The following is a 22,146-nucleotide window of genomic DNA, read 5'->3' as shown; positions in this document are numbered from 1 at the left end:
TCTTTATTTCTACTTCACTTGTCTTGGATAATTCTACCTCCTGGCTGCCCCGCGTGCAGCTGCTGATGCAGCAAAATCGCCCTGCTCTGGCCGTTGATGAGCTGCGCCGCCAGCTCACCCGCGACCCGCACGAGCCCGTGGCCCACACCCTGCTGGCGCTGTGCCTGCTCGACCTCGACCAGCCCACCGAGGCGCAGCAGGAAGCCGAGTTGGCCATTCACCTAGCCCCCGAATATGACCTGGCATTCTATGCCCTGGCCTTGGCCCAGCACCGGCAACACCGCTCCAAGGAGGCCCTGGCGGCCGTGAACCAGGCGCTGGCCCTCGACCCTACCGATGCCGACTACTACCATCTACTAGGGAGCCTACGGCTCGAAAGCAACCAGTGGCAGGCCGCCCTGCAAGCCACCTCTACCGGCCTCACCTTCGATGCCGAGCACGCGGGCCTGCACAGCCTGCGGGCCCGCGCCCTAGCGCGCCAGGGCCGAGGAGCCGAGGCCGCGCAGGCCGCCCACGAGGCACTGGGCTACGGCGCCGAAAGCAGTGGTGTGCAAGCCCAAGCCGGCTGGGTAGCGCTCGAAACCAACCGCTCGCACGAGGCCCTAGGTCACTTCCAGGAAGCGCTGCGCCTCAACCCTGAGTCGGAGTACGCTCGCGCTGGGCTGGTAGAGGCACTCAAAGCTCGCTACTGGATTTACCGCACCTTTATGCGGTTTATGTACTGGACCAATTCGCTCAGTGCTGGCTTGCGGCAAGGGCTATTTTTGGGGGCGTGGGTGGTGGCCCGCTTCGTGCGGCCGCTGCTGCCGCTGTATCTGGCATTTGCTTACTTCAGTTGGTTTAGCGACGTGCTCTTCGAGTCGCTATTGCGCTTCAACCGCTACGGGCGCTACGCCCTCAGCGAAGCACAGCGCCGGCACTCCAACCACTTCCTACTCTTGCTTGGGGTAGCGGCGGTGGCGGGTGGTGCTGCCTTGGCGCTGCCCACCGTGGCAGGACTGCCTAGCCTCTGCTTCGTGGCACTAGGCCTACTGTTTCCGTTGGTGGGCACCGAGCGCTTGGGGCATCAGCCCACGCAGCAGGCTCGTTCACGCTGGGCTGGCTGGGCGCTGGCGGCTTGCGGCGTGCTCAGTGTGGTGCTAAAGCTAGCCGGTATAGGCGGCGGCTTTACCAACCTCTTATTTATGGCCTTTTTACTCGGCACCCTAGCCTATACCTGGATTTTCGCTTTACGCTAGCCTCAGGCATTGCTGAATCTAGGTAGCTACTATACGCCGCACGTTTTTGGCTACTTGCCACGCTTCCAGCGGTAGTAGCGGCGGTACCAGGGGGCGGTTTTTTTGAAGAGGCTGCTCGTGGTTTCGTGCGGAAACATATTGACCCGAAAAATCTGCATTCGGTCATCTTCTAGGTGCATACCGCCGGTGTCAGTGGCTACGGCATAGCTGAAGCCCGCTTGCTCTACCTGCGCTTTTATTGGCTCGGTGAGGGCACCGTAGGGGTAGGCGAAGGAGATGATTTCGGTACCTAGGGCTTGTTCGAGTGCGGTTTTGCTTTGTTGAATTTCAGCCGCGGATTCCATAGGTGATAGCTCCGGCAGCTTGGGGTGGTGCATAGTATGCGCGCCGATTTCCCAGCCGGCCGCCACAAACGCCTGCTTTTGAGCAGCGTCCATGATATCGGCGCGCGGCTCGGTGGGGTCGGCTTCTACATCCCAGTAGTTGTAGCGCACCCCAAAATCACCCAGGAGGTAGAGTATCCCCCGGTAGCCCGCCTGCTGCATCAAAGGAAGCAAATTGGTATAATTATCAACGTAGCCATCATCAAAAGTGAGTATGATGGGCCGACGCGGGAACTCGGCGAGCGACCGGCGCCCACTAGCAAACTCCTGATAATCGCGAAACGTAATCGGTGTGAATTTCTGCCGCTGGAAGTATGCTAAGTGCTTAGCAAAGTTTTCCTTGGTCACAAAAATCTGATGCTTGGAAGCCAGTGGCGCGTCCGGAATCTTATGGTACATCAGCACCGGGATGAAGCTGGGCACTGCTTTCTTCATGCGTGCCGACTCGTATACCCCTAGGATCCGCGCCGCGATGGTGGGTAGGTCATAGTCGGCTCGCACGCGCTGTTGCAAGGCCGGGGCAACCCGACTAGGCTGCTGCCAAAATTCCCGGGCATCCTGCAATATCACTTGCCAGTCAATAGCTTGCGTCCCTTGCTGCGCCAGGATGTCGCCAAAGTTGGACGCGGCGGCCGCAGCGTAGTTGGCCTCCGTCACGCGGCCGGCGTAGCAGGCTTCGCCCAGGGCTAGGGCCGCCCGGCCCGCGCCCAGCGCCTCCATCACTACGCGGCCAGCCCCAATGACGAGGTCCGTTTTTGCGAGCCAGCCGGGCACGTCGTCGGTGAAGCCCACTACTTCGATGCGCTCGCCAAATTCGGTTTGCAAGGCACCTAGGGCTGCTTTGCCAGCGGCGGGCAAGTAATCGAGCTCGCCCCCAATGAGGGCCACTCGCAGGTCGGTGTGCTCACGCAGCAGCGGCGGAAATACGTGCACGCACAGCGCCGCAGCTTGCTCACCCTTGGGGCCATTGAAACGACCGATGAAAGCTAGGCGTGACACTTCAGCTGCTTCTTCCTGCGGCTGAGCACCTAAGGCTGCGAAAGCTATACCATTGGGCACTACGGCTAGCTTGCTAGGCGTCATTTTCACCTCCGTGCGCAGGTGCTCGGCCAGGTTTTCACAGATGGCGATGACTTTATCGCCATACACATCGAAGAGCGAGGTAGAAGTGTGTAAATGCTGGCGCCCGTGCACGGTGCTTACCAGCGGCACTGGCAGCCCGCATACGGCAAAATAGCTGACCCAACTCGCCGCCCGCGAATGGGCATGCACTACGTCGATAGCGTGCGTCTTTATCAGCTGGCGCAAAGCCTGGATATTGTGCCACCGCTGCCGGTACTTGCGCTGGCTAATAGGCAATTGCACCACCGTAGCCGCCGTCGGCAAGTTGGCCGCGTCCGAAGCCAGCCATACCTGATGGCCCTGGTGGCGATGGGCTTCGGCCAAGGCCACCGCGTAGGCTACTGAGCCAGCAAAGAAATTAGCAGAAAGGACGTGCAGGATGCGCATGGGCCGGCAAAGGTACCGGGCAGTAGCGCGGACTTTCAGTCTGCGAGTGCCGAGCGTATCAGCGTGCGGCCTGCAAAGTCCGCGCTACGGCACCTAGGCCCAGGCGCGGCCGGCCACGTTGCTCATGTACTTCTGGCCGCTGCCGGTGTTGAGCAGCAAGATGCGCTCGTCGGCGCGCAGCCAGCCGGTGCTGAGTAGCTGGCGGGCAGCCATCCACACAGCAGCACCTTCGGGAGCCACGAAGAGACCTTCTTGCTGGCCTAGCTCACGCATACCTTCCAGCATGCCTTCTTCGCTGATACTCACCACTGTGCCCTGCGACTCGCGCAGCACGTCCAGCATCAATGGCTCACCTAGGGGGCGCGGCACGGCTAGACCGTTGGCGAGGGTAGGGCGGCCATTGTAGTTCAGGCTATTGGCTTGGTAGCCGAAGTAGGTATCGTAGAGTGGGCGGCAATTTTCGGCTTGCACGGCCACCATGCGCGGCAAGGCAGTTTCGGGCGCGAGCCAGCCCATCGCTTTCATTTCTTGGAAGGCTTTCCAAATACCGATGAGGCCAGTGCCGCCGCCGGCGGGGTAGAGCAGCACATCAGGCAGTTGCCAGCCGAGTTGCTCGGCTATTTCATAGCCCATTGTTTTCTTGCCTTCGAGGCGATAGGGCTCCTTGAGGGTCGAGATATCGAGCAGCTCGCCACCCGCGTTGAGCTGGCGCACGCGGGCGGCGCAGTCGTTGATGAGGCCATCGACCAGCTCGACTTGGGCGCCGTACCAGTAGCATTCCTCCTTAAACGCCTCGGGCGTGTGGCGCGGCATTACCACAGTGGCGCTGAGGCCGCCGCGGGCGCAATAGGCAGCCATAGCTACGCCCGCATTGCCCGCCGTGGGAATGATGCAGCCCTGCGCGCCCAGCTCTTTAGCCTTGGAAATGGCCATGCTCAGGCCGCGGGCTTTGAAGGAGCCCGTCGGGTTTTGCCCTTCGTCCTTGAGCGTGAGTGCGCTGAAGCCGTATTTGCTACCTAGGCGCGGCAGTTGTAGCAGCGGCGTCATTCCTTCGCCTAGGGTCACTTTGTTGGCTTCTGCCAGCAACGGCAGCAACGCGCCGTAGCGCCACATCGAGCTGTCAGCCTGGTCGATGGCCTCGGCGGGCGTGGGCGGGTAGTGCAGGTCGTAGTCGGCCACCAGGGGCTGCTGGCAGCAGGCCGACACGCTTTGCAATTCGAAAGGCGAGTAGGGCGTGTGGCAGCGGGCGCAGTGCAGGCTGTGGATGCGGGAAAGCGACGGGGCGACGGTCAGGTTCATGGGGCAAAGTTCTGGCGGTGCTATACGCGCAGCTATGCCCTAGCGAAATGGAGTTTTCGCATAGCCTATTCCTTACTGGAATAGTAGCGCTGGGTGAAACGCAAAAATTCACGGTACGGGCCGTTGTTTTCGGTGCCCTTGCGCTGAATAAAATTGAACTGCCTGAACAGCGACAAATCCTTGATTTTAACCTCTTTCAATTCGCCCGTAGCCAGCTCTTTCAGCACAGCTTGGCGCGGCAAAAAAGCCAGACAAGTTGCCTCGATACGCACGAAGTTTTTGAGGGCTTCGGTGCCCCCTAGGCGCACCCGCACCGGCAGCGCCGCCAGCTTGATGCCCTGCGCAGCCAGAGCTTCTTCGAGCACAGCCAGCGTGCCCGAGCCCACCTCGCGCAGTGCTAATGGGATGCTGAGCAAGTCGGCGGTGGCCAGCTCGCGGCCACCTAGGGGGTTGCTGGCCGCACACACGGCTACCACCTCGTCGGTGAGCAGCGGCGTGTAGGTCACGCGGCTCACTTTATGAATGCCCTCGATGATGCCGAGCTCAATCTCGTGCTCTAGCAGCGCCTTGAGTATGTTGTCGCTGTTGCGGTTTTTGAGGCTGAGCTGGTGCTGCGGGTGCTGCTGCAGGTAGGCCGCCACCACCGGCGGCAGCACGTAGAGCGAGATGGTGGTGCTGGCCCCGATGAGCAAATGCACGGCCGGCGCAAAGCCGGGGCTAAGCTCACTCATTTCCTGTTGCAGCTCTTGCTGGAGCTGCTTGGCTTGCAAGAGCTTTTGGTAGAGCTTCTGCCCCGCCGGCGTGAGCTGCACGCTGCCCCCTAGGCGCTCGAAAAGGCCCGTTTGGTAGTGCTCTTCCAGCGCCTTCACCTGCTTGCTCACCGCCGACTGGCTGATGAACAGCGCCTGCCCGGCCTTGGTAAAGCTCAAGCGCTGGGCCACTTCGAGAAATACTTCGTGAGGGTGCGACAGCATGCAACTGGTTTTTTCTTCAAAGAAACGGCAAGGCGCCGCCCGCGTGGCCTAGGGGCGGGTAGCAGCACCGCGCGGGGCTGTCTTTCCGGCCCATCAGTCCCTAGCATTCGAGCTACATTATATATGGCCATAAGTGATGAAAAAAGCGTGATTTTGGGCAGCCGCTTCCTACCTTTCTGCGCCGTTTTTCCCGGCCCATTTATGCGCCTCTGTCGCCTGCTGCCGCTGCTGCTTTTGCCGCTGTTCGCCACCTTTTCCTGCTCCAAAAAAGCCGACCAGGAACAAACCCAAACCACCGCTACCAACGCTGAGGGCGAGGAAATCGACCCGTATCAGAACATCACCTTCGCCTTCGATGAGCCGGTGGCGCCGGCCACGCCCGAGGGCCAGTGGGACACCACCCGCTACGTGCAGTTTGAGCCCGCCATCCGGGGCAAGTTTAAGTGGGCCAATGAGGGACGCGAGCTGGTGTTTTCGCCCTACGAGCCGCTGCGGCCGAGCACGATATTCGCGGCCAGTTTGCGGCCGGCCACGCTGCCGTCGGGCAAGCAAAAACTGACGCTCGACCGCACTAAGTTTCACACGCCGCTGGTGGCCCTAGGTGGCGCGCAGGTGCTCTACGGGCGCAGCGAGCAGGCCGTGGGCACCGCCGAGCTGCGGGCCAACGTGCTGTTCAACTACCCCGTGCGGCCCGCCGACCTGCGCCCGCGCCTCTCGCTGAGCCAGAACGGCCGGCCGGTGGCGTTCTCCCTCACTGCCGTAGAGCCCGATAAAACGCTCGGCATCACCATCAACCAAGAGGTGAAGCCCGGTGAGCCGCTGCAATTCACAGTGGCGCCGGGACTGAAGGCGGTGGCCGGCAGCCAGGCTACCACGGCGCCGCTCACGGCCTCGGCCATGGTGCCCGAGCAGGAGACGCTGCAAGTGAGCGAGCTAACCGGCTCGGTGCTCGATGGGCAGCCGGTGGTGAGCCTGCTCACCAACCAGCCAGTATCGGTGGCCGATATTCAGCCGCTGCTGAAAGTGGAGCCGCAGGTAGCGTTTTCGATTGAAGCCCAAGAGAGTGGCTTGCTGCTGCGCGGGGGGTTTGAGATAGGTAAGGAATACCAGATTATCATCGAGCCGGGGGTGCGCGGGGCGCTAGGCGGGCGGCTCATCGAGCGATTTAGCCAGGGCGTGAGTTTTGCCAATACGCAGCCCAGCATCAGCTTTGCCAGTGCCGAAAAGGCCATGTACCTCAGCTCGATGGGCGCGCGCAACCTAGGCCTGCGCCTGAGCGGGGTAGAAAAAGTGCAGGTTACCGTGGCCAAAGTGTACGCCAGCAACGTGCAGGACTTTTTGCGCGGTGGCAAGCAGTATGGCTACGAAAACAGCAATGACGGTGAGAGCGAAGAAGGCGGCGAATACAGCGGCGACGGCGACCCCGACAACGATGGTGGCAGCAATGGCTACCAATACTACGAGCTCGAAAACCGGGGCGACGTGCTCTTCACGCGCGCCTACACCACAGCGGCGCTCAAAAAGCAAAACGGCCTGCACCTGCTGACCCTCAATCTCAAAGACCTAGAATTTAACGCGCCCCTAAAAGGCCTCTACGTGGTGCGCGTGCAAGACACCGAGCACCTGTGGCTGCGTGAGGAAAAGCTGGTGGCGCTGACCGACCTAGGGCTGATTGCGCGGCAAAATGTCGATGGCGATGCGGTAGTTTTCCTAAATTCCATTCGCACGGCACAGCCCATAAGCGGGGCCACAGTGCGCTTTATTAGCACCAGCAACCAGGTGATGGGCACCGCCACCACCAACGGCCAGGGCGTGGCCCGCTACGACAGCGTGGCCGGCTCGCGCCTGCGCCTAGGCATGGTGACAGTGGTAAAGGACGCCGATTTTTCGTTTATCAACCTGCCCCAAACACGGGTCGAGACCTCGCGCTTCGAGGTGGGCGGACTGACTAGTAATGCGGCTCACTACCAGGCCTTTATGTACGGCGACCGCGACCTATACCGGCCCGGCGACACCATTTATACCAACACCGTACTACGCAACGACGACTGGCGCACGCCCCCAGCGGGCCTGCCCATTAAGGTGCGGCTGCTGCTGCCCACCGGCAAGGAATACGTGAACCTAGGCGAGCGCCTGAACGCAACCGGCGCAGTGGCGTCGCGCTTCATTTTACCACCCAGTATCATGACTGGGCTGTACACGCTGGAGGTGTTGACCGGCAACGACGTGTTGCTGACCTCGCGGCAGGTGAGCGTGGAAGAATTCATCCCCGACCGGCTGAAAGTGACTGTAACCGCCGCGCCCGCTGTGGTGCACCCGACCGAAACGGTGAACGCCAAAATCACGGCTCTGAACCTCTTTGGACCGCCAGCAGCGGGGCGCAAGTTCGAGGTCGAATTTTCGCTGAAAGCCAAGTCATTTTCGGCTAAGGAATACCCTGGCTACAACTTCGATATTCAGGCGGGCAGCGGGCGCAGCGCGCTGGCTGACCTAGCCGAACAGTTTCCGCACGAGCGGCGCGAGGGCGAAACCGACGCCGCTGGGCGCGGCACGGCCGCCTACGTGCTGCCCGACGTGCGCGACATGGGCACGCTGCAAGGCACGGCCTTCGCCACGATATTCGACGAAACCGGCCGGCCAGTTAACCGCCTGGCTACCTTCGAGGTGCAGACCCAAAAGGCTATGTTTGGCATCGAGCGAATCGGTGGCCTAGTGGGCACGCACCAGGATGTGCCTATGCTGTTCGTGGCCCTCACGCCGACGGGCAAGCCCACGGCGGCCACCGCGCAGGTCACCATCGTGCGCAAGCTCTGGGAAACCGTGCTGGAGCGCCAGGGCGACCGCTACGTCTACAATTCACAAAAGCGCGAGGAAGTGCTGCTGAGCAAGCAGATGAAATTAAGCGGCGTGTGCAAAATCAGCTTCCGGCCGCAATACTCGGGCGAGTACGAGGTGCGCATTATGCGGCCCGAGGCGAGCAGCTACGTGGCCGAGTATTTCTACGCCTACGGCAGCGGCGACACGGCCGGTAACTCGTTCGAAGTCAACAACGAAGGCGAAGTAATCATCGAGGCCGACAAGCCTAAGTACGAGCCCGGCGAAACGGCCCAGCTACTGCTGAAAACGCCCTTCCCCGGTCGCATTCTGGTGACGGTGGAGCGAAACCGGGTGCTCGACCATTTCTACGTCGATACCGACCAGAAATCGGCGCGGGTGAGCATTCCCATTCGCGGCGGGCACGTGCCGAATATCTACGTTACGGCCACCGCCATCCGGTCCATTACCGACAACTCGCTGCCCCTGACGGTGGCACGGGGCTTCGTGCCGCTGACGGTGGAGAAGTCCAGCACGCACCTACCCCTCACCCTGAAAGCCGCCGCGCAAAGCCGCTCGCAGGTGTTCCAGACCATAGAGGTGCGCACCGCGCCCGGCGCCCAGGTAACGCTGGCGGTGGTAGACGAGGGCATTTTGCAGCGCAAAGACTACCGCACGCCCGACCCCCACGCCTACTTCTACCAGAAGCGGGCGCTTGAAGTCGGCGCCTTCGACATCTACCCCTTCCTGCTGCCCGAACTGGGCACTAGCAGCAGCGGCGGCGACGCCGGCGACCTAGGCCGCCGCACCACGCCCGTGCCCAGCCGCCGCGTGAAGCTAATGGCCAAGTGGAGCGGCATTTTGACTGCCGACGCCAACGGCCTAGTACAGTATAAAGTGCGGCTACCGCAATTCAGCGGGGCGCTGCGCGTGATGGCTGTGGCCTACAAAGACGACGCCTTTGCCAGCGCCGAGCAGACCATGAAGGTGGCTGACCCGGTGGTAATCAGCACGGCGCTGCCACGGTTTATGTCGCCCGGCGATACGATTGACGTACCGGTGACGCTGACGAATACGACGAGCAATAAAATTTTTGTCAAAGTCACCAAGCAACTTACTGGCCCACTCGTTTCTGCTGAGTCGTCAATACCCGTAGCAAAAGTTGAGGAATTGACTGTGCCACTACTTCCCAATCAAGAGAGCAGAGTCACTTTCCACATCGGTGCTAAGCAAACTATTGGTAACGGAAGCATCAAGATTGTCGCAGTTGGAGTGAAAGGCTCAACTGAAACCTTCTCTGAATTTATTGAAATCCCCGTTCGCCCCGCTGCACCGCTCGAAAAGCGCACTGGCAGCGGCGATGCCACGGCCGGCTCGCCAGCTACGCTCGATTTGCGGACTGACTTCCTACCTACCTCGTTGCGGAGCAAGATGCTGCTTAGCCGCTCGCCGCTTACGCAGTTTTCCAAGAACCTTGATTACCTGCTGCAATACCCCTACGGCTGCCTCGAGCAAACCGTGTCGGCAGCGTTTCCGCAGTTGTATTTCGGCGATTTGGCGGCCACGCTCAACCAGAAGCCCGGCCCGCACGTGCAGCGATACAACCCTAACTACCACGTGCAGGAGGCCATTCGCAAAATCGAGAGCATGCAGCTCTACAACGGCAGCCTCAGCTACTGGCCGGGCGGCGACTACGACAACTGGTGGGCCACGGCCTACGCTGCCCACTTCTTGCTCGAAGCCAAGCAAGCCGGCTTCGCCGTAAATAAGAACCTACTCGACAAGGTGCTGAACTATATGCAGTTCCGCATCAAGCAGCGCGAGACAGAGCTATATTATTACTTCGACGCCAACAATATCGCCCGGCAACGCAACATTGCTAAACGCGAAATCACATATTCGCTTTACGTGCTGGCCCTGGCCGGCCGCCAAGATGCCGTAGCTCTCAACTACTACAAGGCTAACCGCCCACTGCTCACTGCCGATGCGCGCTTCCTGCTGGCTTGCACCTACGCCCTAGGCGGGCAGCAAAAGAACTTCCAGGAGATACTGCCCCGGCAGTTCACGCCCGAGAAGGCCCGCCGCGAGTTGGACGGCTCGTTCTCGTCGCCCATCCGCGACGAGGCATTGGCCCTCAATGCCTTGTTTGAGGCCGACCCCAACAACCCGCAAGTGGCAAGCATAGCCCGGCAGCTAAGCCGGCAGGTGAAGGCCGAGCGTTACATGAATACCCAGGAATCGGCATTTGCGCTGCTATCGTTGGGTAAAATCGCCCGCCGCGCTCGCGCCAGTACGGTCACGGCTACGCTGTCGGCGGCCGGCAAGCAATTGGGTAAGTTTGATGGCAAAGACCTGACAGTGCAAAACGTGGCTAACTACCAGTTGCTGCTCAAAGCCATCGGCGCGGGCCAACTCTACTACTTCTGGGAGATGGAAGGTATCTCGGCCGGCGGCCGGGTGCATGAGGAAGACAGCTACCTCAAAGTGCGCCGCCAGTTTTTGAACCGCGACGGCCAGCCTATCTCGCCCACCGGCATCCGCCAAAACGACTTAGTGGTAATGAAAATAACCTTGCAAGCCGCCGACGCAGCCGGCGAAGTCCAGAACGTGGCCATCACCGACCTGCTGCCCGCCGGCCTCGAGATTGAAAACCCGCGCCTAGGTCCGCAGCGCGAGGTGAAAGGCACGGAAGCCGCCAGCACGCCCGATTACCTCGACGTGCGCGACGACCGCATTAACCTCTTCACCACGGCTTCGACCTCGCCCAAGACCTTCTACTACCTGGCGCGGGCTGTGTCGAAAGGCACGTTTAAGCTGGGGCCAGTGAGCGCCGATGCCATGTATAACGCGGAATACCATTCGTATAACGGAGCCGGCGTAGTGCGCGTGCGGTAGCGTCTTGGCCCCAACGCCTTCGTTTTGGTTCTCAACGCCTTCGTTTTGGTTCTCTTTGCTTTTTGCAAAAGGGAGCCGAGGCGAAGGCGTTGGCGTAAGGCCACGTTCGTATTTTCGTTATTATGTCTCCTTCACCCATTTTACAGGCGCTACGCCTCGAAACCCGACCTGCGCACGACCATCTAGAGCAGAACACCTTCAATCAGCAGCTCACGGCTGGCACTATTACGGAGGCCGTTGCGAAGCATTTTCTGGCTAAGATGTATGGCTTTCTGGCACCTTACGAGGCGCGGCTGCGGCAGCAGGACCTAGGGCCAGAATGGGAAATCAATACCCGCCAGCGGGCACACCTTATTCTGCAAGACTTACATCTTTCGGCCTCAGGAATAGCTACTTGCTCCGATATGCCACCCCTAGATACCTGGCCGCGGCTGCTGGGCGCTATGTACGTGATGGAGGGCTCGACGCTGGGTGGGCAGGTGATAGCGCGGCAACTGGCTAAGGTTAACATTCCGTTGCGTTCGTATTTTTCGGGCTACGCCGAGCGAACCGGGCCGCTGTGGAAAGAGTTTTGCCAGCTCCTAGACCGGGAAGCTACCTCAGAGAACCAGGCCGAAATTGTGCAGTCGGCCAGCCTTACTTTTCAAAAACTAGACGCATGGCTCAACCAGCCGTCAGCCTGACCGACGAGAATCTTTTCGGCCAGCCTATTACCCTCACCAACTGCGACCGTGAGCCCATCCATATTCCGGGACTGGTGCAGCCCTACGGCTTTGTGCTGTGCCTCGACGAGGCCTCGAAGCAGATAGTACAAGTCAGTGACAACGTAGAAGCTCACGTCGGTATTTCGGTCGACCAGCTACTAGGCAAGGGCTTAGAGCGCCTGCTCAACCCTGCCCAGATGGCCGAGGTATCACAGCTGTGGCCCACTCTCACGGAGGCAGCCAAGCTCCTAGGGGTGCGCCTCGACTACGTGGCGGGCAAGCCCTTGTTCAAGCTCATTCTGCACCGCTACGATGGGCTGGTGTGGCTCGAGTTTGAGCCCGTGGCTGACAAGGAAGCTACTCCGCTTGACCTAGCCGCCCTCAATGCCACGCTCAGCCAGATGCTGACGGCTTCGACCGTGCTCGAATTTTGCCAGCACGCTGTAGAAGAGGTGCGCGCCCTTACGGGGTTTGCGCGGGTGGGCATGTACCGCTTTGCGCCCGACGAGAGCGGCGAGATGATAGCCGAGTCCAAGCGCGACGACCTTGACCCACTACTGGGACTGCACTACCCAGCTTCCGATATTCCGCAGCAGGCGCGGGCCATGTACCTCAAAAACTGGCTGCGCTTTATTCCGGATGTCGACTACTCGCCTGCGCCACTGGTGCCAGTGCGCAACCCTAGCACCGGCCGGCCGCCCGACATGACGTACGCAGTGCTGCGCTCGGTGTCGCCCATCCACATTCAGTACCTCAAAAACATGGGCGTGGCGGCCACCATGACCATTTCGGTTATCCAAGATGGCCGGCTGTGGGGCATGATAATGTGCCACCACGACAGCCCTCGCCTGGTGAGCTACGAGCTACGCGAAATGTGCCTCTTCATCGGCAAGACCTTTTCGGCGCTGCTAGGTACTAAGGAGCAGCTTGAGCAGCACGCCTACCAATTGCGTATTCAGCAGGCGCAGGTGAGGCTATTTGAGCAGGTGAGCCACCAAGCCAATTTCCTCGAAGGCTTGTACAAGCAGCACACTACGCTGCTCGATGTATTTGACTGCGGTGGGGCAGCCATTCTGTTTGAAGGCGAATTAATTACCCTAGGCAACACTCCTACTGACTCCGAAATAAGAGAGCTGGCGGCTTGGTTGAAAGTGCGCGCTCCGCAAGACGTTTTTCATACCGATTCGTATGCCCGGCTCAACCCGGCAGGACGCCCCCTGCGCGCCACGGCCAGCGGCATTCTGGCCATTACGCTGGCCCAAGAGCCGGGCGACTACATCTTCTGGTTCAGGCCCGAGCGGCTGCAAACCGTGAACTGGGCCGGCAAAAACGAGAAGGTGGAGAAAATGGAAGACGGCCAGGTTTTCTTGTCGCCTAGGCAGTCATTTGCGGCCTGGAGCCAGGAAGTGGAGAACACCGCCCTAGCCTGGCAGCCCTTGGAGCTGGAAGCGGCCAAAGAGCTGCGCCTGCACATTGCCGATGTGCGGCTTAAGATTTTCAATGAGCTGCAAACTCGCGCCGCCAGCCTCAGCCGCCTCAACACCGAGCTATCGCGCAGCAACGACGAGCTGGATTCCTTCGCCTACGTGGCATCGCACGACTTGAAGGAGCCGCTGCGGGGCATTCACAATTATTCGGTTTTCTTGCTCGAAGACTACGCCGAGCTACTCGACGAGGAGGGCGTGAGCAAGCTGCAAACGCTGGTGCGCCTAAGCCAGCGCATGGAATCGCTTATCGACTCGCTGCTCATGATGTCGCGCGTAGGCCGCCTCGACCTAGAGCTGCAGCCCATCAACCTCAACCAAGTGGTAGCCGAGGTATGCGAGCTATTACAGCCCCGCCTCGAGCAAACTAATACTACCGTGGAGGTGCGCCACCCGCTGCCTACTATCATGGCCGACCCTACGCGGCTGAGCGAGGTGTTTAATAATCTAATTAGCAACGCCTTAAAATACAACGACAAGCCCGAAAAGCTGGTGGTAATAGGCGAGGCCCCGGCGGGCAAGGTGGGCCCCCGCGGAGCCATCAACCCTGCTGATTACTACGTTTTCTACGTGCAGGACAATGGCATTGGCATTGACGCACGGCACTACGAAAGCATTTTCCGCATCTTCAAGCGACTGCACGCGCAAGACAAGTTTGGCGGTGGCACGGGAGCCGGCCTGGCCATTGCCCGCAAAATGATAGAAAAGCACGACGGCGAATTGTGGGTGGAATCCGTAGTAGGCCAAGGAGCTACCTTTTATTTCTCAATCCCTAAACCTACCTAGCGACGTGTCTAACAACTCTCTCCTGCCTATCCTGGTGGTGGAAGACAGCGCCGAAGATTTCCTGGCCCTAGGCCGGGCTTTTCGCAAGTATGCGCTGCAAAACCCCGTGCTGCGCTGCGCCGACGGTGATCAAGCCCTGGAATACTTACAGGGCTATGGCAAGCACCCCGCTTGGCCCAAAACGCTGCCCGCCATTGTGCTGCTCGACCTAAATATGCCCGGTACAGATGGGCGCATGGTGCTCGATATTGTAAAGCACGACCCACACCTGCATAACATCCCAGTTATCATGTTCAGTACCTCTTCTAGCAGCCGCGATGTAAACGACTGCTACCGCCTGGGGGCCAACAGCTACCTGACCAAACCCATCTCCTATAGCGAGCTAGAAGAAAAAATTCGGCTTACTATTGATTATTGGTTGGGAGTATCGGAATTACCCGTGCTCCACTCTTAGTTGCTGGCTGCGGTGAAGAAAATCTTGCTGGTCGATGATAACGAGCACGACCGAATGCTCTACAAGCGCTACCTGAAACCTCAGGCAGAAGAAGAGCGCCTAGAGCTGCATGAAGCTACCTCGGGCGAGGAGGCCATAGCGCTATTCCAACAATTGCAGCCAGACTGTGTGCTGCTCGACCACAACCTGCACGATACCGATGGCCTGGCTCTCCTAGGCCAGCTGCGCGACCTAGCCCCGGCCAATGGCCTGTGCGCCGTGATGATAACAGGCAGTGGCAGCGAGGCGCTGGCCGTGCGTGCCCTCAACAGTGGCGCCCTCGACTACTTAGTAAAGGGCCACTTTGACCGCGAGCTACTGGGCAAAACAGTGCGCCATGCCATCGAGAAAAACGAGTGGCGCCAGTACCAAGCCACCTACCACCACGAGTTGCAAGCGGCCAACCAGCAGCTGGCCCGCACCAATGCAGACCTCGACAACTTTGTGTACGCTGCCTCGCACGACTTGCGCCAGCCAGTAAACAACCTGCGCGGGCTGTACGAAGAAATTCGCCGAACTGCGACCTTCGCGAACCCCGCCGATGCGCAGCTGCTGCACTACATGGGTAAGTCGCTGCACGCGCTGAGCACCACCATCGACGACCTAGCCACCGTGGTGCAAGAGCACCGCCAGCCCACCGAGCAGGCACCCGAGCCGGTGGCCCTACCCGAGCTGGCCGCCGATGTGCTCGAAGCCTTGCGCCCGCAAGTGCAGGATACCCAAGCAGTCATTGAGCTCGACTTCGGTGCTTTAGTCGAAATGCCCTGTGTGCGCAGTAACCTGCGCACCATCTTGCTCAACCTGGTTGCTAATGCCATTAAGTATCGCCATCCCGAGCGGGTTCCGCGCGTGGGCATTCGCTCGTATTGGGCAGCGAGCCAACCCGTGCTGGAGGTGCAAGACAATGGCCTAGGCCTCGATTTAGACCAACACGGAGCTGAGCTGTTTCAGCTATTTCGGCGCTTCCACCCGACCGCGGCCGAGGGCACTGGGGTTGGTTTGTTTTTGGTCAACCGGCTGGTACAGGCCCAGGGAGGCCACATTGAGGTGGAAAGTGAGGAAGGCCAAGGCACTACGTTCCGGGTGCACCTAGGGCCGGCAAAATAGCGCGTACCAACCAGGCCGCAGCTATCAGTAATTAAGACGTCGGCCGCGGCCAAAATATGCCGTATTCGCGCTGGCAGCCCCTTATTTTTGAGGATGCGCAGCGCACGAAAACGGTGGTTTCTTCAGCTAGGCGGTGGCTTACTGCTGCTGGGCCTACTGGCACTGGTGCTCGACCGCCTTTTTCCGCTGCCGCTAGCCCCACAATATTCGCCGCTGGTGCTAGCCCACGACGGCACCGTGCTGCACGCCTACCTCAACCCGACCCAAAAGTGGCGGATGAAGACGGAGCTGCCCGAGATTACGCCGGCGCTGCAAACAGCCATTATCGCGAAGGAGGACCAGTATTTTCGCTACCACTTTGGGGTGAACCCCGTGGCATTGGTGCAGGCAGCGGGGCGCAACCTCCTAGGCCACGGCCGCACCACTGGGGCCAGCACCATCACCATGCAGGTGGCACGCCTGCTCGAGCCTAAGGAGCGCACCTTCGGCAATAAGCTGCTCGAAATGCTGCGCGCCACGCAGCTAGAAGCGCACTATAGCAAGGCTGAAATCTTGCAGCTTTACCTCAACCTAGTGCCCTACGGCAGCAACATCGAGGGCGTGAAGTCGGCGGCACTGCTTTATTTTCAGCAGCCGCCTCACTACCTCTCGCTGGCTCAGACCGTGACGCTGGCCATCATTCCGAACCGACCTAGCGGCTTGGTGCTGGGCCGAAATAATGACCAGATTTTACAAGAGCGCAACCGCTGGCTGCGGTATTTTGGGCAGGAGCATCTTTTTCCGCCGCAAGACATTGCCGACGCGCTACTAGAGCCCCTAGATGCGCGGCGCCACCCCGCCCCTACCCTAGCCCCGCACTTGGCGCGGCGACTGGTGCAGGCGCAGCCTGGCACGCCGCTCATCCATAGCACGCTGCGCCCGGCCACCCAAGCCAAGGCCGAGGACTTGGCCCGCAACTACGTGCGCCGCCTGGCCACGCTGGGCATTTCGCAAGCGGCCGTGCTAGTAGTTAATAACCGCACCCACGCTGTGGAGGCCTACGTGGGCTCGGCCGACTTTGGCGACCAAGGCAGCAGCGGGCAGGTCGATGGCGTGCGAGCCGTGCGCTCGCCGGGCTCCACGCTAAAGCCGCTGCTCTATGGCCTGGCCCTCGACCGCGGCCTGCTCACGCCCAAAACCGTACTGCCCGATGTGCCGACCAACTTTCAGGGCTTTCGGCCCGAAAACTTCGACAAGCATTGCCAGGGCGAGGTGACGATGGAACGAGCGCTGACTTACTCGCTCAACATCCCGGCCGTGCGGGTTTTGTCGGAAGTGGGCGTGCCAGCCTTCACAAGTACCCTGCGGCAAGCGGGCTTCCGGCAGGTGGCGCGCGATGCTCCTAGATTGGGCCTGAGTACCATTTTGGGAGGCTGCGGCGCCACACTAGAAGAACTAACGGGGCTGTACTCGGCGCTGGCCACTAAGGGCAGATGGACGCCGCCGGCCCTAACCACCACTCAAGGCGCTGTAGGTGCGAGCGCACGCCCTAGGCAGCTACTTAGCGAAGCGTCCGCCTACCTGCTCACCGACATTCTGGCCCAACGTACCAGGCCCGACTTGCCTGTAGATGCGGCCAGCAGCCGCCATCTGCCGCGCATTGCCTGGAAAACCGGCACCAGCTACGGCCGCCGCGACGCCTGGAGCATTGGCTATAATAAAGACTACACCATTGGGGTGTGGGTAGGCAACTTTAGTGGGCAGGGTAGCCCGGCCCTCACCGGCGCCGATGTAGCCTCGCCGCTACTGTTCGACTTATTCAATGCGCTGGCCTATAACTCCAGCAATGAGTGGTTTGCGCCGCCAGCCAGCCTCGACTTTCGACTGGTATGCGCCGAAACCGGCTTGGTACCCGGCGAGCACTGCGACAATCAGCTCATTGACTATTACCTGCCTGGTGCCTCTACCAGCCACCGCTGCCAGCACCAGCAGGAAGTACTGGTGGCCGCCGACGGCACCTTTAGCTACTGCCGCGCCTGCGTGCCCGCCGTCGGCTACCGGCGGGCACTGTACCCCAATGTGCTGCCCGAGGTGCTAGCCTACCGCGAAGCCCAGGGCCAACCCACCCGCCGCCTGCCGCCCCACAACCCCGCTTGCCGCCTCGTGCGCGGCAGCAGCACCGATGGCTCCGAGGCAGCGGCTCCGCTTGCCATTACTTCGCCGGCCGCCCACGCCGAGTATGTGCTCGATGCCGCCGACCAGCAGCTATTGCTAAGCTGCGCCGCCGCGGCCGAAGTGCGTCAGGTGTACTGGTACGTCAACGACCAGTTTTTGCGCGCGGCCAACGCTACGGAGCGCGTGTTTTTTCGGCCGCCTACTGGTGAGGTCAAAATCTCCTGCGCCGACGACCATGGCCGCAATGTAGACGTGCGCGTGCTAGTGCGCCAACTGTAAAGCCGCTAGCTACTTGCCTGCTCGCTGCCATAGAGCCGAGTTGGTCTCCGCAAACCAGTTATTGACCTAAGTCGTAATTGGCACAGTGCTTGTAAAACACCTATCATCATTCTGACTTTCCTTTCAGCTTCCCACTACTCTTCCCATGAAACGTACTTCTTGGTTATTTCTCGTTCCGGTGCTGCTGTTCAGCTTCGTGTATAGCCATCAAGCCCAGGCCCAGCGCGGCTGGAGCCCGCAGGGCAAAGGCGCCGCTATCGGAGGCGCAGCCGGTATCCTAGGTGGTGCCCTTATTAATAAGCGCAACCGCGTAGTAGGCGGCGCCATCGGTGGGGTAGCTGGCGCTGGCGTTGGCTACGGCGTAGGCAAGCACATTGATAACAAGCGTAAGAAAGCTGCCGCCCTGGCCGCTGAGCGCGCTGCCGCCAACCGCCGCATTGCGGCCGCCAACGCTCGGGCTGACGCCGCTGAGCGGGCCGCCGCTGCCGAGCACCGCTCGGTAGCTAGCAACCCCGGTAGCATTAGCCGCGTGGCGGGTGCTACCACGTTAGCCGCGGCTAGTGTGGCCGGTGCCCAAGCCCTGGCACCTAGCACCGAGCCGAATGCCATGGTAGCTTCGGGCTTCATGCCCAACCCGCAGTATGGCCAAAGCGATGTCGCCTACCCAACCGCCGAGGTGCGGCGCAAAAGCTGGTAAGCATAGCCTGAGTTTAATTAAAGTACGAAAAACCCAGGTCCACCGGCCTGGGTTTTTCGTACTTCTCGCCTCTTCTATTTTTTTCCCAAAACCCCTTTTATGAAATCTTATTTGTCGCTGGTGTGCGCCGCCGCTTTGCTGGCTTCGTGCTCTGGCAATACCAACAAAGACAGCGTAAGTGCCACTGGCGCTGCCACCACTACCACTGGCAACGTGAGCGTGAGCGAGCTCGACCAGCAGTTCCTAGGTGCCTGGAATAGCAAGGACGCCGCCAAAGCGACTTCGCTGCTAGCCGACGATGCGCAGTTTCTGCAAGGTGAAACCCACTTTAGTGGAAAGTCAGAAATCACCAACAAGTGGATTACTCCCACTATCAATACCATTTCCAATCTCAAAACGAGCGTGGTGAGCTCGGGCACCGACGCCAACACAGCTTATGAGGCAGGCACGTTCTCGGTAGATGTGCTGCCGACCTCTGCCGACCCCACGGCTGGCACTGGCGAAGGCAACTTCTTGTTTTTGTGGAAGAAAGGCAGCGACGGCAATTGGAAACTCAGCCACGCACAACTGGAAGACCTGCCTGTGCGGGTGAAAAAATAATGAGCTTCAAATAAACTTTTACCGCACAACTGGCTTACTACACCTTGGCAGCTCTTTGGGAGCTGGCAGGGTAGCTTTAGTAATTGCTAGTTGATGTTGAGCCAATTCTTTATTCGTGGGTTATACCGGCCGGCTCGGCCTCGCACCTTGCGAGGTCGGTCGGCCGTTTTGTTTTTAGTGCTCGCCGTAAGCTTATTGCGCGGCTTAGGGGCTAGCGCACAAGCGCCCGGCGCGCCAGCGTCGCAGCCAATACCCAGCACGGCTAGCTTGGCAGAGTGCATCAGCTTTGCGCTGCGCAACCAGCCCGTGGTGCGCCAGTCGCAGCTCGATGAGCAGATTGGGGAGCGCAACATTCGCATTGGGCTGTCGGGCTGGCTGCCGCAAGTAAACGCTACGGGCATTTACACCCGTAATATCCAGCTGCCAACGGCGGTTTTCCCAAACCTTACCGACCCCACGGGGCCGCAGCAGGTTATTCGCATTGGCCTGAATAACACCTCGACGCTGGGTATCGCGGCCAGCCAGCTGCTATTTAGCAATGATGTGCTGCGTGCCGCGCGCTCGGTGCGCCCCACGCGGCTAGTGTACCAGCAAACGACCATCGCCAATAAGATTGACGTGGTAACGAACGTCAGCAAAGCGTTTTACGATATTTTGCTAACCGAGCGGCAGTTGGCCATTCTTGATGAGGCCATTCAGCGCCAGCAACTGCAGGTGAAGGACTCGAAGGCCAAGCTCGACGTGGGCGTGGTCGATAAAACCGATTACCTACGGGCCTCTGTTTCCTTGCGCAACGCCTACGCCCAGCGCCGCACCACAGCCACCGTGCTGCCCGGCAAGTACTCGGCGCTGAAGCAGCTCATGGGCCTGGCTCCCGAAAAGCCCCTGACCCTGCAATACGACACCCTGCAGATGGTGCGCGAAGCCCAGCTCGACACAGCCGAGCGGCTGGTGCCCGAACGCCGCATCGAACTTCAGCAGCTGCAGACGCAGAAGCGCCTGCAAAGCATTACCATCGACTACTACCGCTACGGTTTTTTGCCCACGCTATCGGGTTTCTACAACTACAACCGGGTGTATCAGAACAACCAGTTTTCGGACTTGTACAAAACGGCTTACCCCAACCAGCAGGCCGGGGCGCAGTTTGCGCTACCACTCTTCACGGGCCTGCGGCGACTGCAAAACCTGAAAATAGCGCGCCTACAAGACGAGCGCCTAGACCTGGACTTGTTTGATACCAGAAATCAGATTACCACCGAATATGACCAGGCCCTAGGTGTCTACAAAGGGGCTTTGAGCCAGCTCAACGCTCTGCAAGACAACCTAGTAGATGCCAAGGAAGTGTACCGTGTCATCAACCTCCAGTACCGCGAGGGCATCAAGACTTTTTTGGAGCTGACCATTGCCGAGGCCGACCTGCGCACGGCCCAGCTCAATTACTACAACGCGTTGTTCAATGTGTTGTCCAGCAAGCTGGACGTGCAGCGCGCCCTAGGCAACATTACGTTTAACCAGTGAGAAATTTCAACCTAATCGCTCCGGGCCGCGTGGCGCCGGCCCTGCTGCTCGCGGGATTGCTGGCCGCCTGCGGCAAGAAAGAGGAAGCTAAACAAGCCGGCCCGCCCCCCGCTACCCCCGTGGCCGTGTACAAGGTGCAGGCCGAAGACGTAGTGAGCGCCGACACCTACCCTGCCACCGTAGTGCCCCTCAACGAGGTGCAGCTACTGGCCGAAGTAACGGGCTACCTCACCGACATTTATGTGCAGGATGGCCAGAAGGTAACTAAGGGCCAGCGGCTCTACGCCATCGACCGCACGCGCTACGCCGCCGCCGCCGACCAGGCTCGCGCCCAGCTGCAAGTAGCCCGCACCAACTACGTGCGCGTGGCCAAGGATGCCGAGCGCTACCGCCGCCTAGCCGAGCAAGACGCCATTGCCCTGCAGCAAGTTGACATCTCGAAGGCCGACGTGGCCAATGCCCAGTCGCAGATAGCAGCGGCGCAGGCCGCACTGCGCAGCGTAGAGCTCGACGTGCGCCATTCCGTGATTACGGCGCCGCTCACGGGCACCATCGGCATCGCGCAAGTGAAGCTGGGAGGGCTCGTGACGCAAGGCCAAACGCTTATCAACACCGTATCGGCCGAAGACCCAATAGCAGTAGATGTCAACATTGGCGAGCAGGACATTGCCCGCTTCGCCAAGTTGCAGCAGGCCAAGGGCGTGCGAAAGGATTCCATCTTCACGCTGCAAGTGCCCGGTGGCCAGACCTATAAGCTACCCGGCAAAATCGTGACCATCGACCGCGCCGTGGACCCGCAAACGGGTACGCTGAAAGTGCGGGTGCAATTTCCTAACCCTAGGCGCCTGCTAAAGGCCGGTATGAACACGACGCTGCGCGTGCTCAACCAAGATACCGGCGAGCAGCTCGTGATTCCGGCCCGCGCCGTGACCGAGCAGATGGGCGAGTTCTACGTGTACGTAGTGGGCGACAGCAGCAAGGTGTCGCAACGCAAAGTGTTGACTGGCACCAAAGTAAAAGATAAAACTGTGGTGCGCCAGGGCCTGAAAGCTGGTGAAACCATCGTGAGCGATGGCATCCAGAATCTGCACGAAGGCTCGAAGATTCAGGTTGGCGACCCAACCAAGCCGGCTAGTGCACAAGGCGCTGCTCCGGCGGGCACTGGGAAATAGCCGGCTGTCATTGGTCAGGCTTCGCTGCGCGCTGCATGAC

The 22,146-nt window shown here is 60.2% G+C and carries 14 protein-coding genes; 11 read left to right on the top strand and 3 right to left on the bottom strand.

What is annotated here, in order from left to right; all coding sequences use genetic code 11:
* The first annotated feature begins 23 nt into the window (after positions 1-23).
* Entirely contained in the window at positions 24-1,238 is a 1,215-nt protein-coding gene (locus tag FNT36_RS21330) for a tetratricopeptide repeat protein (RefSeq protein ID WP_144851930.1), read from the top strand.
* A gap of 50 nt (positions 1,239-1,288) precedes the next feature.
* Here the strand turns inward: FNT36_RS21330 and FNT36_RS21325 are convergent, their stop codons facing one another.
* From FNT36_RS21325 to FNT36_RS21315, 3 genes are all read right to left on the bottom strand, one after another.
* Positions 1,289-3,130, bottom strand: a complete 1,842-nt coding sequence (locus FNT36_RS21325; RefSeq protein ID WP_144851928.1) for a polysaccharide deacetylase family protein — start codon at positions 3,128-3,130, stop codon at positions 1,289-1,291.
* A 93-nt stretch (positions 3,131-3,223) separates the two neighbouring features.
* On the bottom strand, positions 3,224-4,429 hold the full coding sequence (locus tag FNT36_RS21320; protein ID WP_144851926.1) for a threonine synthase: 1,206 nt from the start codon (positions 4,427-4,429) through the stop codon (positions 3,224-3,226).
* Between the two features lie 65 nt (positions 4,430-4,494).
* Positions 4,495-5,403 carry a LysR family transcriptional regulator gene (locus tag FNT36_RS21315; protein WP_144851924.1) on the bottom strand — a complete coding sequence of 303 codons (909 nt, stop codon included), beginning with the start codon at positions 5,401-5,403 and terminating at the stop codon, positions 4,495-4,497.
* Positions 5,404-5,604: 201 nt separating this feature from the next.
* Between FNT36_RS21315 and FNT36_RS21310 the strand changes: the two genes are divergently transcribed.
* From FNT36_RS21310 to FNT36_RS21265, 10 genes are all read left to right on the top strand, one after another.
* Positions 5,605-11,112 (top strand): alpha-2-macroglobulin family protein, encoded by a 5,508-nt coding sequence (locus FNT36_RS21310; RefSeq protein ID WP_233636127.1) that lies wholly within the window; start codon positions 5,605-5,607, stop codon positions 11,110-11,112.
* A 122-nt stretch (positions 11,113-11,234) separates the two neighbouring features.
* On the top strand, positions 11,235-11,795 hold the full coding sequence (locus tag FNT36_RS21305) for a biliverdin-producing heme oxygenase (protein WP_144851920.1): 561 nt from the start codon (positions 11,235-11,237) through the stop codon (positions 11,793-11,795).
* A complete protein-coding gene (locus FNT36_RS21300; RefSeq protein WP_144851918.1) occupies positions 11,771-14,086 on the top strand; it encodes an ATP-binding protein in 2,316 nt (771 codons plus the stop codon). Before FNT36_RS21305 ends, FNT36_RS21300 begins: the two co-directional genes overlap by 25 nt.
* A gap of 4 nt (positions 14,087-14,090) precedes the next feature.
* Positions 14,091-14,540: a response regulator gene (locus FNT36_RS21295; RefSeq protein ID WP_144851916.1), complete on the top strand. Its 450-nt coding sequence runs from the start codon at positions 14,091-14,093 to the stop codon at positions 14,538-14,540.
* 12 nt (positions 14,541-14,552) lie between these two features.
* The gene (locus FNT36_RS21290; RefSeq protein ID WP_144851914.1) at positions 14,553-15,686 is read left to right on the top strand and encodes a sensor histidine kinase; all 1,134 of its coding nucleotides are present in this window, start codon (positions 14,553-14,555) and stop codon (positions 15,684-15,686) included.
* Between the two features lie 93 nt (positions 15,687-15,779).
* Positions 15,780-18,119, top strand: coding sequence for a penicillin-binding protein 1C (gene pbpC, locus FNT36_RS21285; RefSeq protein ID WP_233636126.1), 2,340 nt, complete (start codon positions 15,780-15,782; stop codon positions 18,117-18,119).
* A gap of 145 nt (positions 18,120-18,264) precedes the next feature.
* Positions 18,265-18,816: a glycine zipper domain-containing protein gene (locus FNT36_RS21280; RefSeq protein WP_144851909.1), complete on the top strand. Its 552-nt coding sequence runs from the start codon at positions 18,265-18,267 to the stop codon at positions 18,814-18,816.
* 99 nt (positions 18,817-18,915) lie between these two features.
* A complete protein-coding gene (locus FNT36_RS21275; RefSeq protein ID WP_144851907.1) occupies positions 18,916-19,416 on the top strand; it encodes a YybH family protein in 501 nt (166 codons plus the stop codon).
* Positions 19,417-19,593: 177 nt separating this feature from the next.
* Complete coding sequence (locus FNT36_RS21270; protein WP_233636125.1) at positions 19,594-20,934, top strand: TolC family protein; 1,341 nt, start codon at positions 19,594-19,596, stop codon at positions 20,932-20,934.
* A complete protein-coding gene (locus FNT36_RS21265; RefSeq protein ID WP_233636124.1) occupies positions 20,931-22,106 on the top strand; it encodes an efflux RND transporter periplasmic adaptor subunit in 1,176 nt (391 codons plus the stop codon). Before FNT36_RS21270 ends, FNT36_RS21265 begins: the two co-directional genes overlap by 4 nt.
* The last annotated feature ends 40 nt before the right edge of the window (positions 22,107-22,146 follow it).

Source organism: Hymenobacter setariae (assembly GCF_007713685.1).
In the GTDB taxonomy this organism is placed as follows: Bacteria; Bacteroidota; Bacteroidia; order Cytophagales; family Hymenobacteraceae; genus Hymenobacter; species Hymenobacter setariae.
The sequence above is the reverse complement of the archived record's forward strand: the minus strand, read 5'-3'. Positions and strand labels throughout refer to the sequence as shown.